Source organism: Mucilaginibacter sp. OK268 (assembly GCF_900103125.1).
Taxonomy (GTDB): Bacteria; Bacteroidota; Bacteroidia; order Sphingobacteriales; family Sphingobacteriaceae; genus Mucilaginibacter.
In genome coordinates, this window is the sequence record NZ_FNJV01000014.1 from 41,730 (window position 1) to 56,993 (window position 15,264).

At 40.1% G+C, this 15,264-nt stretch carries 17 protein-coding genes and 2 tRNA genes; 13 read left to right on the forward strand and 6 right to left on the reverse strand.

From position 1 onward, the window contains the following. The first annotated feature begins 10 nt into the window (after nucleotides 1-10). Nucleotides 11-238 carry a hypothetical protein gene (locus tag BLR84_RS28460; protein ID WP_090473656.1) on the forward strand — a complete coding sequence of 76 codons (228 nt, stop codon included), beginning with the start codon at nucleotides 11-13 and terminating at the stop codon, nucleotides 236-238. Between the two features lie 833 nt (nucleotides 239-1,071). Here the strand turns inward: BLR84_RS28460 and BLR84_RS28465 are convergent. After that, entirely contained in the window at nucleotides 1,072-1,284 is a 213-nt protein-coding gene (locus BLR84_RS28465; RefSeq protein ID WP_090473657.1) for a helix-turn-helix transcriptional regulator, read from the reverse strand. A 160-nt stretch (nucleotides 1,285-1,444) separates the two neighbouring features. Here BLR84_RS28465 and BLR84_RS28470 point away from each other — a divergent pair, with 160 nt between their 5' ends. The 7 genes from BLR84_RS28470 to BLR84_RS28500 all read left to right on the forward strand — a co-directional run bounded on the left by BLR84_RS28470 (nucleotide 1,445) and on the right by BLR84_RS28500 (nucleotide 7,623). Then, entirely contained in the window at nucleotides 1,445-2,323 is an 879-nt protein-coding gene (locus tag BLR84_RS28470; protein ID WP_090473658.1) for a sigma-70 family RNA polymerase sigma factor, read from the forward strand. A gap of 3 nt (nucleotides 2,324-2,326) precedes the next feature. Beyond that, the gene (locus tag BLR84_RS28475; RefSeq protein WP_090473659.1) at nucleotides 2,327-3,421 is read left to right on the forward strand and encodes a hypothetical protein; all 1,095 of its coding nucleotides are present in this window, start codon (nucleotides 2,327-2,329) and stop codon (nucleotides 3,419-3,421) included. Between the two features lie 444 nt (nucleotides 3,422-3,865). Further along, nucleotides 3,866-4,030, forward strand: a complete 165-nt coding sequence (locus tag BLR84_RS30185) for a hypothetical protein (protein ID WP_157543887.1) — start codon at nucleotides 3,866-3,868, stop codon at nucleotides 4,028-4,030. Nucleotides 4,031-4,099: 69 nt separating this feature from the next. Then, nucleotides 4,100-4,351 carry a hypothetical protein gene (locus tag BLR84_RS28480; protein ID WP_090473660.1) on the forward strand — a complete coding sequence of 84 codons (252 nt, stop codon included), beginning with the start codon at nucleotides 4,100-4,102 and terminating at the stop codon, nucleotides 4,349-4,351. 96 nt (nucleotides 4,352-4,447) lie between these two features. Next, the gene (locus tag BLR84_RS28485; protein WP_090473661.1) at nucleotides 4,448-5,599 is read left to right on the forward strand and encodes a plasmid transfer protein; all 1,152 of its coding nucleotides are present in this window, start codon (nucleotides 4,448-4,450) and stop codon (nucleotides 5,597-5,599) included. A gap of 274 nt (nucleotides 5,600-5,873) precedes the next feature. Then, on the forward strand, nucleotides 5,874-6,080 hold the full coding sequence (locus BLR84_RS28495; RefSeq protein WP_090473663.1) for a hypothetical protein: 207 nt from the start codon (nucleotides 5,874-5,876) through the stop codon (nucleotides 6,078-6,080). Then, nucleotides 6,067-7,623, forward strand: coding sequence for a recombinase family protein (locus BLR84_RS28500; RefSeq protein ID WP_090473736.1), 1,557 nt, complete (start codon nucleotides 6,067-6,069; stop codon nucleotides 7,621-7,623). The genes BLR84_RS28495 and BLR84_RS28500 overlap by 14 nt, the downstream gene beginning before the upstream one ends. Here the strand turns inward: BLR84_RS28500 and BLR84_RS28505 are convergent. After that, nucleotides 7,583-7,655, reverse strand: a tRNA-Met gene (locus tag BLR84_RS28505). The two genes, BLR84_RS28500 and BLR84_RS28505, sit on opposite strands and share 41 nt — an antisense overlap. Before the next feature lie 194 nt (nucleotides 7,656-7,849). Between BLR84_RS28505 and BLR84_RS28510 the strand changes: the two genes are divergently transcribed. The 4 genes from BLR84_RS28510 (at nucleotide 7,850) to BLR84_RS28525 (ending at nucleotide 10,768) form a co-directional block, all read left to right on the forward strand. After that, nucleotides 7,850-8,743: a dienelactone hydrolase family protein gene (locus tag BLR84_RS28510; protein WP_090473664.1), complete on the forward strand. Its 894-nt coding sequence runs from the start codon at nucleotides 7,850-7,852 to the stop codon at nucleotides 8,741-8,743. 221 nt (nucleotides 8,744-8,964) lie between these two features. Then, the gene (locus tag BLR84_RS28515; protein WP_090473665.1) at nucleotides 8,965-9,306 is read left to right on the forward strand and encodes a LiaF domain-containing protein; all 342 of its coding nucleotides are present in this window, start codon (nucleotides 8,965-8,967) and stop codon (nucleotides 9,304-9,306) included. A 246-nt stretch (nucleotides 9,307-9,552) separates the two neighbouring features. Beyond that, on the forward strand, nucleotides 9,553-10,146 hold the full coding sequence (locus BLR84_RS28520; protein WP_090473666.1) for a DUF308 domain-containing protein: 594 nt from the start codon (nucleotides 9,553-9,555) through the stop codon (nucleotides 10,144-10,146). A gap of 34 nt (nucleotides 10,147-10,180) precedes the next feature. Continuing rightward, nucleotides 10,181-10,768, forward strand: a complete 588-nt coding sequence (locus BLR84_RS28525; protein WP_090473667.1) for a Crp/Fnr family transcriptional regulator — start codon at nucleotides 10,181-10,183, stop codon at nucleotides 10,766-10,768. A 414-nt stretch (nucleotides 10,769-11,182) separates the two neighbouring features. Here BLR84_RS28525 and BLR84_RS28530 read toward each other — a convergent pair whose 3' ends face one another. The 3 genes from BLR84_RS28530 to BLR84_RS28540 all read right to left on the reverse strand — a co-directional run bounded on the left by BLR84_RS28530 (nucleotide 11,183) and on the right by BLR84_RS28540 (nucleotide 13,493). Then, nucleotides 11,183-11,647, reverse strand: coding sequence for a hypothetical protein (locus BLR84_RS28530; protein ID WP_090473668.1), 465 nt, complete (start codon nucleotides 11,645-11,647; stop codon nucleotides 11,183-11,185). 267 nt (nucleotides 11,648-11,914) lie between these two features. Continuing rightward, nucleotides 11,915-12,793 carry an NmrA/HSCARG family protein gene (locus tag BLR84_RS28535; RefSeq protein WP_090473669.1) on the reverse strand — a complete coding sequence of 293 codons (879 nt, stop codon included), beginning with the start codon at nucleotides 12,791-12,793 and terminating at the stop codon, nucleotides 11,915-11,917. A 118-nt stretch (nucleotides 12,794-12,911) separates the two neighbouring features. Then, on the reverse strand, nucleotides 12,912-13,493 hold the full coding sequence (locus tag BLR84_RS28540; RefSeq protein ID WP_090473670.1) for a Crp/Fnr family transcriptional regulator: 582 nt from the start codon (nucleotides 13,491-13,493) through the stop codon (nucleotides 12,912-12,914). 448 nt (nucleotides 13,494-13,941) lie between these two features. On the opposite strand from BLR84_RS28540, the gene BLR84_RS28545 reads away from it, so the two are divergent. After that, the gene (locus tag BLR84_RS28545) at nucleotides 13,942-14,709 is read left to right on the forward strand and encodes a hypothetical protein (RefSeq protein ID WP_090473671.1); all 768 of its coding nucleotides are present in this window, start codon (nucleotides 13,942-13,944) and stop codon (nucleotides 14,707-14,709) included. 359 nt (nucleotides 14,710-15,068) lie between these two features. Here BLR84_RS28545 and BLR84_RS28555 read toward each other — a convergent pair. After that, nucleotides 15,069-15,141 (reverse strand) — tRNA-Met (locus BLR84_RS28555). Nucleotides 15,142-15,264: the final 123 nt, after the last annotated feature.

Below are 15,264 nucleotides of genomic sequence, written 5' to 3' on the forward strand. Positions count from 1 at the left end.
GATATACAGCATGCAGGATGATGAGCTAATGGAAGTTTCCAATGAATACGATAAAACTCAGAAACTGTACTGGCTATTTAGCTGGAAATACAAACACCGCTCATGGCTGAATAGTATCGCTCCGGTGTTTTTCGATTTCGGTGATGAATTTCTGTACTGGATCAAAAAAAGAAAACAGAAAAGAACACCGCTGCTGTACGTTCAGATTGTAAAGAAGAATGACTTCCTTGACAAATAGACTAAGGAAGCAGGCGATTAAATTATCAAAGTTTGTTTTTCAAACGGTCGATAACTTTGCGGAGTAGCAGTGCGTTGGTAGTATATTAGTGGAAATGATGTTTTGGTATAACCAACACACCTCGCAGATTTTCGAGCACCACCCTTTTCACCTTCTTCGAGCATCAAATGGTATAAAAACATAAGCAAAAATTCCGTTGATTCTTCAACGGCAAGATGTCTTTTTGTAAGACAAAAAGTATCTTGCCCTCCGGGGGAATTGTCAAAGACTCGCAACTCGTCTTTTCTATGGTTGATCGAGTAAATTCAATGGAAGTGATTGAACACAGCAATGAAAACCGTTCAGATCGTTAATGAAATGAATAAGGTAAAATGTAACGATGGAGCATTATAACTATGTTTCAGTATAGCGATGGAGCATTATAACCATGTTTCTATATAACGATGGAGCATTATAACATATGAACAATATTGCTATGCCTCTAATGCCTTAGCATTGTGAATTTGATAAGAGGTTATAAAGAGATTGATAGTATGATATTGATTTATAAAACTACAGAGTGATAAAGTTATAATGATAGTTTGTTACTAAGATGTATAGGTATATGGAAATAAAAGTAGTCAGATAGTTAGTTATGCTGTTCTAACGCGATATTGATCAACAGTTACATAGCAACACCGTTACGAAGATCGTCAGTAATACTGTTATATAATCTAAAATTCGCTTGGACATGCTTAGTTAGATGGTGATTATACAATGCTGCGACCTCAATTAAAAAAATAAAAAAAATTGTCAGGTTTGGCTGGGATATGTTACTAACAGTTATAACATATCTAATCCAAGCTTGAAACGAGCAGGGTTCGTACATCAACTTCTAATACTTTCGCAATTTCAAACAGCGATTCAACAGTAGGCTGAATGTCGTTAGTACACCATTTAGATACAGTCGTTTTGTTGCGATCTAGTTGTTCAGCTAACCAAATGTTAGTTTTCCCCCTTTCTGCTAATACCGCTTTTATTCTATTGAAATTGCGTTTCTCGGCCATTTTAATTGCTTTTATCACTATTTACTGCAAGATAAGCAGCAATTACGAACTCGATTTTTATATAAAATAGCTTATTTATACATCTTAATTGCTTATTTTTATTTTATAGTTGCTTTTAAATACACTTTTAATTAATTTTACTTTTATTAATTGAGTGTTTATGAGCATTTATTCATTTAAGAAGATCGAAGAAATGGCAGAGATGAATTTTCAACTCACTTCAACGAGCTTTACGGTATTTATTAATTCAATTCACAAAAAATTAATTTTATATGGGTTGAGAATTTCAAAAAATGAATTTGCAGTTGAAAATATCGTTCAAGATGCATATTTAAATTTATGGAATTTTAAAGACACTATTACTGATAAAGGTCATGCGGTAGCCTTTCTTAAACAAAACATCAAATGGGGCTGCCATTCCTATTTCCGTAGTAAAACGAGCCGTTTTCATCGCCAGATGATCGAACTGGATTCGTTGGAGGCTTACGACAGTATTTTATTGCCCAGTGCGGTTTTCCGTAACGATGAAGAAGTTGACGATGATTTTCAAGATAATCGTTTACAATCTACCTGCACTGCTATTTCGCACATCTTTTATGGTAAAGAAAAAGAGGTTGTTGAGTTATATTTTAAAAGCGGCTTAACCCATAAACAAATCGCTCTTCGCTATAATCTGTCAGTTACAACAGTAACACTGATACTTGATAAATGTAAGGCGAAATTAAAAACGATACTGGTTTCAGCGCCGGAAAAGATGGGTACTAACAATAAGCCAAATCAACTGCCCCTGCTAACTTCTATTAACAGGCCGGACGAGTTTGAGGGCCTGAACCATGAACAAAAGCAAATTTATCATTTGCGAACAATCTCTAAATACAGTTTTGACCGAATAGCCACGGAATTAAAAATGCCTGTGTCCTACGTTCGAAGGGAATACGTAAAAGCCTGGCAAGCGGTGAGCTGTCAAAAAAAAGAAAGAGCAACCGCCGCCAAATGGCGAAATCAGCCCGCCAAACTATACACATCCATAAGCGCCTGATCTATGGCAAAGTCACTGCATATCACAAGAAAGGTTCAGCTATTAGTCAATAGCGCGGATAAGGATTTTGTTTACGAATCTATCGGCAAATTGATGAAATGGCAGAACATCTGTTTCAAATGCGCCAACTTAATCTACACGCGTCATTTTTTGCAGGAACAGATCGCCGAGATGGTTTATCTCGCCGAAGGTACAAGACTTAAATTTACGGATCACAACAAGGATTCAGATGGAATGCTGGTTTCATCCCGAACTAATTCAACTTACAAAATACTCACTAACAAGTTCAAAGGCCAGATACCAAGCAATATTTTTAATAACCTCAATAGTCAGCTGGTTGCTTCCTTTATCAAAGAAAGATCGCTTTACTATGAGGGTGAACGTTCGATTAAAAATTTTAAACGAACCATCACACTGCCTTTCAGCGCAGAATGCATCCGGCAACTAAGCGAAAATATAGAAACCGGTAATTTCACTTTTACCTTGTTCGGAATCCCGTTTAAAACCTATCTCGGAAATGGCTTTGATGAGAAGCGCGATCTGTTTAAACAAGTTACAACCTCAAGACTTAAGATGGCGACAAGCTTTCTTAAAATTGAACAAAAGAAAATTTATCTCCTGGCTACTTTCGTACAGGAACAGCAAACTTATTTATTGAATGAAGAAGTAATTGCTGAAGCGTCACTTTCGCTTGAAATTCCATTATTGGTCAAAGTTGGACGGATTAGTTTTTCCATCGGCACCAAGGAGGAATTCCTTTACCGGAGACTTGCCATACAAACTGCCCGCAGCCGCGTGCAGGCATCAGTTAATGCTAATCGCTCCGGTCATGGCAGGAAGCGCAAACGCAAACCTTTGGAACATTATCTGCATTTAGAAAGAGATTATATAGATCATAAGCTGCACGTATACAGCAGGCGGCTGATAGACTTTTGTTTAAAACACCGTGCTGCCACGCTTATACTGACTGATCAGCAAGAGAAAGAGGCAACTGCTAAAGCCGAGCCGTTCATACTAAGAAACTGGAGTTACGGTCAATTAAAAGATAAGATTGCTTTTAAAGCCGCAAAAGTTGGTATAAATCTTATTGTTGAATAGTGTTTAAATATTGGAGGCTGCTTGTACGGCCGTAGGGTGAGGCTTTTTTACCTCACTAAGTAAGGGTGAAAGTTTACGATAACTTACCCACACATACAACGGCTCGCTTGTCGTGTTTAATCGGCCAAGTTGATTTTATAAAATATAGGGATTATGAAAATGTCGCTGACAGGCTCAAGTGACATTTCCTATAACCTATAGTAATAATTTATAACCCAAACGAGTAGGTGCTTTTACGAAAAGCCCGTATTGTTGTATTGTGCCGCCATCACGAAGCATGCAGGGTGCAGCTGAGTGAGGCCGTCAAGGACAGGTCACTGGCAGTGGCACATAAAAGGTATTGAAGATATGAAGATTCATTCTGGCGATTTATTTAACGATTCCTGAAATCATCACGTTAGCCTTGCAGCAATTAACTGATTTTACGGAATTCATTTAAAGTTTATGAAAACGCTCCTTTTCTTTTTATTTACGGTATTTGCTTCGACCATGTTCATGTGGTCGGCAATATTCACAGGCAAAGACATTGTTACGCATGCTTTTATCGCACTTGGCTTATGGGCATTGTTTGTCATCTATGCCACAAGAAGGCGGCATGTCAAATACTGAGAATGTCTTCCGATCATGATATCCTGTAATAGGTAATTACAGGATCGACGTATTTTAAATTCCACTACAATGCAAAAGCGATTCCTAAAAATCGCCATTTTTACCTGGTTTTGGGTGACCAATATCATCTCCGCAGGAGCAATCGAAGCCGCTATCCGCCTCCCGAATTATCGTTTTCAATATCTCCTGTTAGCGGGTATACTGTGGACGGTTTATTTACTGTTTTGGTACAGGCGAATCAAGCGGGAGCGAAAAAGAGGCGAACATGAGCCGGTATGGCGCTATTACTGGCGAACCCGTTTATCAAAAGGAGCATTGTGACTCCTGATCGGAACATATTCCGGTTAAAAGGGCGGTTACCGCCCTGACGCTTGCCTGCCTTTCGGCAGGTAAGCTTTGAATTAAAAATAATATTTAATGAAAAAATTCACGCTAACGCTATTAATCATAATCATTTGCGGGTTAACGGCTTTTGCACAGGATAGCACCGGCAGTAACAAAGCCTTTGATATGTTTCAGGGTGCTGAAGTGTACGAAGACGGAATGATGCAAATGCTCACCGGGCTTAGGGATCAGATCTGGGGCCAGGGTGTCGATTTTGTAAATGATGCCAAAGCCCTTTCTGCCATTTTCATGATCATTTTTTTCGCGATCAGATCTTATGAAATGATGGTCGGCGATAAGCAAATGGAAATTATGCCTTTACTCCGCCCTTTCGGTCTGTCGATGATCATTCTATGGTGGAACGTCTTTGTAAGAATGGTCGCGTTCCCATGCGAGCTGGTCGAAAATCAGGCGAAGGACAAATGGCAAACCGCGCAGGTAGAAGCCGACAACCTCCGCGTCAAACGGGCCGAGTTGATGAAAGAAATGGTCGATAGTCTTTATGATTTTCAAGCGCAGACCAGTGTCGCGGAAAAGGAATCGGATACCTGGTATGGTCAGGCCTGGGATCAGGTGACCAGTACGGTTAAACAAGGGATATCTACTGTTGTAGGTCCAATATTGGAATTGAAGCAAAGGCTTCAGATCAGCCTTCAATTACTCCTTACACAGCTTTTGGAATTAATAGCGGTATGGATATTAAGGATCGCCACCTATTTCGTGTTTTTTATACAGGTTTTCTATTCCAGCTTACTTGTGCTACTCGGCCCCTTTGCAATAGCGGTCAGTATTCTTCCGGCATTCAGAGATAGTTTTACGACTTGGGTTGCCCGCTTTATTTCCGTAAATCTATATGGCGCGATAGCTTACCTGATCATGTGGTTATCAGCGTACATACAGCAATATGCTATGACTGTGGAGATCAGCCGGTATCAGGGTATTTTGCATGGTAGTGGTACCGCTAATAAAATGGCGGAGCTTGCCATTTTTGCATCTAATGGCATATTATCTTTCGGAACCGTGATCGTCACTTTTTTAATTGGCGCAATTGCCATGTTCACCGTGCCTAGTATATCAACGTGGGTTGTATCTACTTCCGGTATAAGTTCGGCAGCATCTACGTTTGGCAGACAGGCATCTGTAGCCTCCAAAGTGGTTACTAAGACTGTTACCGGAGTGTTTTAAGCGAATTAAGGAAGCCGCTTAATTGAACTCTGGCGGCTTCCTTTTTTTAGCGGGTTGAAATACCCGCACCATTAGCCGGTTATTCCGGCCACCATTGAAATCTGGATTATCTAATTTCAAGGTGCTTACATGAATAATGATACGGCCGGGTCCGTAAGGTTTCTGTAATGCGCCGTTTATTGTTCCCGACTGTATCATCTGTCGGCGCACAAGCCTGAAATTGTTGCAGGCGTTAAGTGACCACCGATGACAGGGATCAATAAATCACATTACGATGAAGAGCGATTCTTCAAACAAAAGAACAGTAACAACCAGTCAGGCCATTAAAATATTAGAAAAAAATGGTGTAAATGTTACTGAAAAAGAAGTTGAAAAAATTTTGGATTTAATGTATTTTTTAGCTAAATTGATTGTAAATCAAGAGGTTAATGATTTGCCCGATAAAACTAATACCAATTCGCACCGTTATGAAAACAGCTGATCTATATGTTCGTGTAAGTACAGATGAACAAGCCGATAAAGGTTATTCTATCCGCAGCCAGGAAGAGGTCTTGCGTAAATATTGCGGGATTCAGAATATAACCGTTCGCAAGGTGATTTATGAAGATTTTTCAGCAAAGACATTCAACAGGCCAGCGTGGACAGATATGCTTGGTAAACTAAAGAAGGAAAGAAGCAAGGGAATAGACCTGTTGCTTTTCACGAAATGGGATAGATTTAGCCGTAATGCGGGCGATGCTTACCAAATGATTAACATTCTAAGGAAATTAGGCATTGATCCTCAGGCGGTGGAGCAACCGCTCGATCTTGCTATTCCTGAAAACAAGATGATGCTTGCTTTTTACCTTGCTGCACCGGAAGTTGAAAACGACCGGAGGGCATTAAATACGTTTTACGGCATGCGCAGGGCGAGAAAGGAAGGAAGGTATTTAACGACCGACCCTTATGGGTATATCAACCGCACCACAGAGACTGGCAGAAAAACCATTGTACCTGTTGAACAGAAGGCGGAGTTAATCAGATGGGCATTCGAACAGATTGCGACAACCGACATTCACATAGACCAGATCAGACAGCAGCTAAACACGAAAGGATTATATTGTAGTAAAAGCAATTTTTATACGTTGTTGAAGAATCCTATCTACTGCGGTAAGATCGTTGTTCCTGAGTACAGGGACGAGCCAATGCAATTGGTTCAGGGGCAACATGAGCCTATCATAAGCGAGGGCTTGTTTTACAGGGTGCAGGACATCCTGAACGGGAAGAAGCGCGTACGGCTTGTTAAAATGACGACGGAAGACAGCCTGCCATTGAGGGGATTCTTGCTTTGCCCTAAATGTGGTAAGCAGCTCACCGGGAGCGCGAGTAAGGGCAGGCATCAATATTACTACTATTATCATTGCATTGCTGTCTGTGGCAGCCGATATAAAGCTGAAGTCGCAAATGATAGGTTTATCAATGAGTTACACAACTTTATACCCAAGCCGGGAATGGCAGAACTTTTTAGGTTGGTTGTAAGGGATGTATATAGCCAACAACTCGGTTCCAGGTCAGATGAGCGAAAAGAACTGCTCAGCCTGATTCAGGCGCAGAACGACACCATAACGAAAGCGCGAAAACTGTTACTGGACGACGCGATTGACAGCGCAGATTATAAGACAATTAAACTGGAATGCGAAACGAAACTGCTCAGCCTGGAAGCCAAACTGACAGGCTTCGGGCGATCAACATTTGATTTGGAAGGAGGTATTAACAAAGCCCTTGAGCTGTTTAAAGCCCTGGATATCATCTACAAACGGTCGGATATTACTAAACGAAGGGCGATAATTGGTTCGATATACCCGGAAAAACTGTGTTTTGACGGACATGCTTATCGAACCGGCCGGGTGAACGAAGCAGCACAGCTTATGTATTTAATTAACAGCAAGTTAGGCACAAAAAAAAATCGGACAAACTTAGATATTTCTAAGTTGTCCGATTCGGTAGCGGGAGCAGGACTCGAACCTACGACCTTCGGGTTATGAGCCCGACGAGCTACCAACTGCTCCATCCCGCACTGTTTTGATGGGCTGCAAATGTATGATAAGTTTTTACATTACAGCTAATAATCAACAAGTATATAATTGGGTAAACAAAAGTCGTTCAGGGAAGGTTGAGGGAATAGATAAGTAACGACTCTGTTACTGCCTTAATAAAAAAACAATTACCTTGAATAACTAAATTTGACTATAGCCTTCAAATCCAAAACATATGAGCCAAATAAAGAAAGAAGATATCAAGCAGGAAGTGTTTGATCTTTATGATGACTATGCGCACAATCGTTTAAATCGCCGCGCGTTTGTTGAAAAGCTTTCACTTTATGCAGTGGGCGGCTTAACCGTACCCGCGTTGATGAGTTTCCTAATGCCCAATTATCAAGCAAACGTTCAGGTTAAGGCCGATGACCCGCGTTTAAAATCGGAATACATCAACTATTCATCACCCAAAGGAGGCGGAACAATTAAAGCCCTGTTGTCAAAACCGGCCGATACGAAAGCCAAGCTCGGGGGCATAATAGTGGTTCATGAAAATCGCGGGTTGAATCCATATATTGAGGATGTAGCAAGAACAGCTGCACTGGCCGGGTTTATTACACTTGCGCCTGATGCGCTGACGCCGCTGGGTGGTTATCCCGGCAATGATGACGAAGGCCGGACCATGCAGAGCAAGCGCGACAAAGGCGAAATGGAACAGGATTTTATAGATGCGTTCCACTATCTGAAGAACCACAAAGATTGCAATGGCAAAGTAGGCGTTGTGGGCTTTTGCTATGGTGGAGGAATTGCTAATATGATGGCCGTGCGAATTCCGGAGCTGGCAGCAGCTGTTCCGTTTTACGGAAGTCAGCCGGCCATTGCAGATGTTCCTCAGATCAAGGCACCCCTGCTTTTGCATTATGCCGCGTTGGATACACGGATCAACGAGGGATGGCCGCCTTACGAAGCTGCATTAAAGGCGAATGGTAAAAAATACCAGGCTTATATTTATGAAAATGCAAATCATGGTTTTCATAACAATACCACCCCCCGTTACGATAAAGCGGCCGCAGAACTTGCCTGGAAAAGAACCATTGATTTTTTCAGTGAGTATTTGAAAAATGCATAGCAGATATTAGGTGGGTAAACACCATATTAAAAAAGGCTTTCAGATTATTGAGAGCCTTTTTAATGTGGTACCGCAAACGTCCTGCTTGTCGCACCAAGGGATAAATCCTTTACCGCAGGAAACCCGTCATTTGCCGACATCTTTGACCACACCACCAATTTCCTTTTCATGGTAAGGCACTGGCGTTCTTACTTTTGAATGAATTAAAAAATTAAAACGTCATGACCGACAATTATATCAACACTACCGCCATATTTGGTGAAGTAAAAAAACATATCCTGTCAAAGGATTTCCAGTTTGGCCAGCTCACGAATGTATTTGGCAAAACAACGGTTGATTTTAGTAATGCTGATATAAATGGCGCGGTAATATTGGATAGCACCCAGCTTTTCGGCGAAATCAGGATCAAAGTACCGGCAGACTGGCACGTCATCTCCGAAGTAACCAACATTTTTATGATAGTAGACGACATACGACGAAACCCCTATGTAAATATTGATAACCATAAAACCCTCATACTACGGGGAGTGGGTATTTTTGCAAGCATTAAGATTATTGATTGAGCTAATTAAGTTTTTTCATATATACTCCATAAGCGGAACGCTTGCGACAACCTATGATCGGTGTTATCACTGCACCATAAATTTCCAAAATAGGATAAACCTCAAATCTTTCGACTGGAGGCTTTTTACTTTCGTAGCGGGGGGAGAATCTATTTAGCTAAGTAAGTAGCTGCTTAGGTTTTCACTTAAGTGAAAAAATGCCCGGCCATTAGCGGCTACATTTGCTTTAAAAGAATAAATAACGTCATGAACTCATCAATTGAATCAATAAAAACCACCGACTCAACAACCACTGTTCAAACTGCCAGATCGCTGCGCAGCCTGTATTTTGCACGTACTGCATTTTCTGTTATCTGGGTTATCCTGATCTCGGTTTTCGTTAAAACTAATAGCAGCATTACCGGCATACTTTTTATTATCTATCCAGCCTGGGATGTTATTGCCACCTATCTGGACATTAAGGCCAATCCGCCACACACATCAAAAATGCCGCAATATGTAAACATAGCTATTGGCATCCTCACCACCATTGGTGTAGCACTAGCTTTACAAAAGGGCGTTCCTGCAGCGCTGATGGTTTTTGGCATCTGGGCTATCGTCACCGGTCTTATACAGCTTATCCTTGGCCTGCGTCGCCGGAAAGAATTGGGCGGACAATGGCCAATGATCATTAGTGGTGGTCAATCTATGCTGGCCGGAAGTGTATTCATTGCTATGGCAAAGTCGCCAACAATGGGCATCAGCAATCTGGCCGGCTATTCGGCTTTTGGTGCTTTTTATTTCCTGCTCGCTGCTATCAGGCTGTCAAAAACTATAAAAGGACTTCAAAAGGCAGTCTGATTATTTTTTTATACTTGCTAAAAAGTCTGATGCTATGAGCGAATATCATGAAATACTGAAAGCGCATTTGACAACGTTTGCCGCTTTAACCGAAAAAGACATTGCCGACGGCAATATCTTTTGGAAATCCCGCAAAATTAAAAAAGGCGATTTTTTCAATATGCAATACATGGTTTGTAACGATCTGGGGCTGGTAGTTAAGGGAATTTTCCGGATCTATTACAGCCATCCCGATACAAGCGCGGAGACGAACATCTTTTTCTTTTCAGAGAATCAGTTTATCGTATCCTTCCGGAGTTTCATTACCCGCAATGCATGTCATTATTTCATTCAGGCGATGGAGGATTGTGAAATAGTTTATATCACGTATCACGATCTCATGAGTTTATACCAAACCCATCCAAATTGGGCCGTATTTGGCCGGCTGTTAGCAGAATTGTTCTTTACCTATTCGCAGTCGCGGGCAGAGGAATTATTGTTTTTTACGCACGAGCAACGCTACATCAGACTTTTGGACGAACACCCCAATATTATTAACCGTATACCGGCGTATCATATTTCCTCGTACCTCGGGATCAAAAATCCATCATTAAGCCGCATCCGGAAAAGGATACAACGGTAAAATCATGGTTTACATGGTTTACACTTTTTATGGTTTACATTTATGTATATTATTGGTAATCAATAAATTAAATTGCAAAAACCAAGAATATGGCCACAAAAGTGTAAACCCACAAAATATCCTAAACAAAAGCCTCAAATCTTTCGATTTGAGGCTTTTTACTTTCGTAGCGGGAGCAGGACTCAAACCTACGGCATTCGGGCTGGTCTGTAGTATCTTATCGCTCGGGCACATAACCGTCCGAAGTCGGAGACATTCGGACAGCGCCGAACTCTATGGACAGCGGGGTGAATACAAAATATCCCATAAACGCAAAAAAGCCTCCAATCGAAAAATTTGAGGTTTTTAACCTTCGTAGCGGGAGCAGGACAAATCTCGAACCACTTAGTTCAAGAATTAAAAGGTTGTTAAATTTCAACCAACAAAATCGAAATTGTCTCCCCTAATAATTTTTATAGGGATAGAATCTTTTAATTTTTTAAAAACATTGTTACTGTTAATAACATTAATCCACTCTGCCTTTTCAGAAAAAAAATCAGACTTTTTATAAAAGGATTCTGAGTATGCCATTTTATCAAATTCTAACTCAACCCATACTTGATATTCGTCTTCACTGGTAAATAACTTGATCCTTCTTTCTATAATTATCCTTGAATATTCTTCCGGGATATTTCTTTGAGGATTAATACTGATAGTGAGTTCGTCCCAGCCATGCCCCACGCCAAATTCAAATTCCTCTTCGTGAAGATTTTCAACAGCCTCAATAGGAAACATATCGACTAAAAATGCTTGTAGAAAATCTGACGTTTTGGTTGAGGATTTGCCTTGTATTATCACGCGCAAGTTATCGTTTATTTTTCTGAATGTATTCCAGGTCATATTAAGAGTGCGGCTGATTATCTATTCAAGAAAACTTAATTTCCCGTCTTCAATATTTAAAACTACATAATAATACTAAACAAAAAGCCTCAAATCTTTCGACTTGAGGCTTTTTACTTTTGTAGCCCTCAAGGAGCTTTTCTCGAACTATTTCTTAGAAGACTTGAGGAAAACAGCATTTTGCGCTTTGTAGCTAACATTCGTTGGATTGATAGCAGGCCAACTACAGCATAATTCCCTTTTGTTGAGCAACTCGTTTTCTTTTTCTTAATTGTTTTTACTCAACCATTCCTGGAGCGGCACAAATTTATGGGTGGCAGTTTCTTTTGCCAATTCAATTCGTGCTGTTGAACCAGGTCCCATATAAGTGTGTTTTTCAAAATACCCAAACATCTCGGCTAACTCTTTTGCCCCTTCAAAAAAAGTTGAAAATATTTCAGCTGGTACCTGTGAAAAGCTGTACTCTTTGCCATTGGCTTTATAGGCTTCTAGGATATCATTAAAACTGTACAACTCTGTTGCCAGGGCAAGGTAATTACCGTTTCCAACTTTTTCGGGTTGCAAAAATGCACCGGCGACTACTTTTCCCAGGTCATTAATGTCCGACATGTGAATCGCTTTTTTTGTTGGGTCAATCGGTAGTGTCCAACCGGTTGTGCCATCTTGTTTTGGCTGTGGGCCCATCATCCCAACAAGATTTTGATAATAAAATGGAGGCTGAACAAATGTTACATATTTGAACCCTGCACTTTTTACCAGATCATCTACCTTGGCTTTGCCACTAAAATGAGGAACTTCAAATCCTGCTTCACTAATAAGCTCAACATCCGGAAGTGTTGACCAAATAAAATGTTGCACTCCCGTTGCTTTTGCCGCCGCTATAGCATTTTTACCCTGGGTGATTTCGTCGGCACCTTCCCAAAAGTTGGTTACCACAAATACACCATAAGCATTTGTAAAAGCCTCTTTTAAGGATTGCAAATCTTTTAGATCTGCATAAACTGCTTCATTTGCCTTGCCTGTATATGTTTCCGGATTACGGGTTATTGCTTTCACATTAAAAGAGCCTTCATTTACAAGGGCATTTACAATACCCTTACCTTGTGCACCTGTTGCTCCAACTACTACTATTGTTTGCTTTTTCATCTCTTTGTTTTTATGATGTAAAATTGCAGCAAAGGCACACCCCGGAACGATGAGAAATGATAAAAAAAAGCGTTGATAAATATCAACGCTTTTGTAAAATCAAAAATTAAAATAGAAGTTATTTACTTGCTTGTTTTCTAATTCTGCTTAAAGTTTCTTTAGTTATGCCCAAAAAAGAAGCAATGAGATGTTGAGGAAATCGTTGAATAAATTGAGGGTGATTATCGGCAAATTCCTCATAGCGTTTTTCTGCTGTATTGCTAATGGTAGAATTCAATCTTCGCTGAGAAACGATGAAACTTCTTTGGTCCATTAATCTTGTCATTTGTCCAAATGAAGGTACCTTCTCTATCAGATCCAGCATGTCTGTTACTCTGGCAACAAGTAGTTCGGTGTTTTCCCAGGCATCAATATTATAGCTTGATGGAGTAAGCGTGACAGCACTTTCACGGTCGCTTGCCCAATAATTTTCGATGTATAATTGTACAATATGCTCCGCACCTTTGTCATCTACGCTGTATTGCCTCATAGCACCTTTTACAATAAAACCAACGTATTTACACACATTGCCTTCTTCCAAAAAGTATTGCTTTTTCCTGAGCTTTTTGGGCTGGAAAGCCGCTACAATTAACGCTTCCTCATCACTTGTAAGTGGCGACGTAGCGCGCTCCCTGATGTATGCTAATAGGTTTTTGTGCACTGATATTAATGATTATTAAATTGAACCTAATGCAAAGATAAATTTCCCCCCTGCTACCACAAGCGTCCCGCTTGTGATATCTAACTACAAGATAAATTCTACTAATCATATATACCACAAGCGGGACGCTTGCGGTAGCGGGGGGGAGTCTGAATCCAATGCTACCGCAAGCGTCCCGCTTGTGGTATTTAACTACAAGAAAAGCCCCACTAATCATATTACCACAAGCGGGACGCTGGCGGTAGCGGGGTATGTCAATGCCTTGCAAACCAGTGGTTAAAAGCTACCTTCCTTGCGAGGAAAAGTAGCAAAAAGAATTGGCTTTAAACATGTTCACCAATTGCAATAGTCATGAATATAAATTTAAATATATTCATTAACTTAAAAAGCTTTGTCTAGTCTTGTGAAGAGTCACTGCAAGTTGACATACATTAATATTAACTAAACGATGAAAAAAATGAATTGGGAACTCGGATCATTTATATTCGCGATAGCTGCAGGAGTGTGCTCTTTGACTGTTATTTTATTTTCTTATCAAGCGGGTAAAGTAAAGGACGATCAAGTCAAAAAAGCTCAAGATAAGGTGTTGGATGCCCAATCTAAACTTTTGGCAAAAAATGAAGAAATAAAAGTTTCCCAAGAAAAATTGATTGGATTACAAAATCGGTTAATCGAGAAATCTGAAGAATTAAGTTCAGTACAATCTAAATTATTGATGTATACTGCTGCTGATGATAATTGCTACGTAACAGTTATTAATTTAAGAAGTAGTAATCCTAGCTTGGGTATTGCAAATAGAGGCAAGTATCCAATTTATGATGTTCATGTTGTTATTTTCAATTACAATGAACTTGATAAAGCTATTGCCTCTGGTGCCAAAGAAGTCTCAACAGATATATTTTTGAATAAAGATATTGGAACCCTTCACGCAGGTCAAGGGGCAGATTTGGCTATTATAACTCTATCAGATGATTTAAGATTAGGATTAACAATCACAACAAGGACAAAGAGATTTTATGAACGAATAGTATTTAGAAAAAACAAAAACAATGAATGGGTACGAGCTTATATTTTAACTGATATGACTATAGACAATCATTGGAAAAAAATCGAGGAAAATGTTCCTTCAGACTTTTTAAGAGACGGAGAAACAGAATATAAATTTCCAATAATTTATACGGCAGAAGTAATGTCACATGGTGAATCCCCGAAATAATGTTCTACAGCCTGGCATGTTTTTTATTTGTTGCGGCGAACAAGAAGAGCAGAAGAAATCGATCAATTTGAGATTGGATAATTGGAAACCAGGAGAAGCTACTATCATTACTATCGAAAATGTGGCGATTAAATCCATTGAAAATTTGATTTATTCTGCTGGTTAAGCGTTCTTACTTGCTTGACAATGCTCGATCCACTATTAGCTCGGCCACCCAAAGCACCCACAAAGAAAGTTTTCAGCGTTTCACTAAAGGCTTCAGCCTGTGGTCAGTGTTATCACCGCACCACCAAATACAAAATATCTCAAACACAAAAAAGCCTCTAAGATTTCTCTGAGAGGCTTTCGTTTTACTTTCGTAGCGGGAGCAGGACTCGAACCTACGACCTTCGGGTTATGAGCCCGACGAGCTACCAACTGCTCCATCCCGCACTGTTATTCTTATATGTTGCATTCCGTCATAACCTCGGAAAGTTCCTTCCAATTGTCAAAAATGCAATTTGCACTCCGTTTTAATTGGACTGCAAAGATATAATTCGTTTCTTTGCAGTCCAA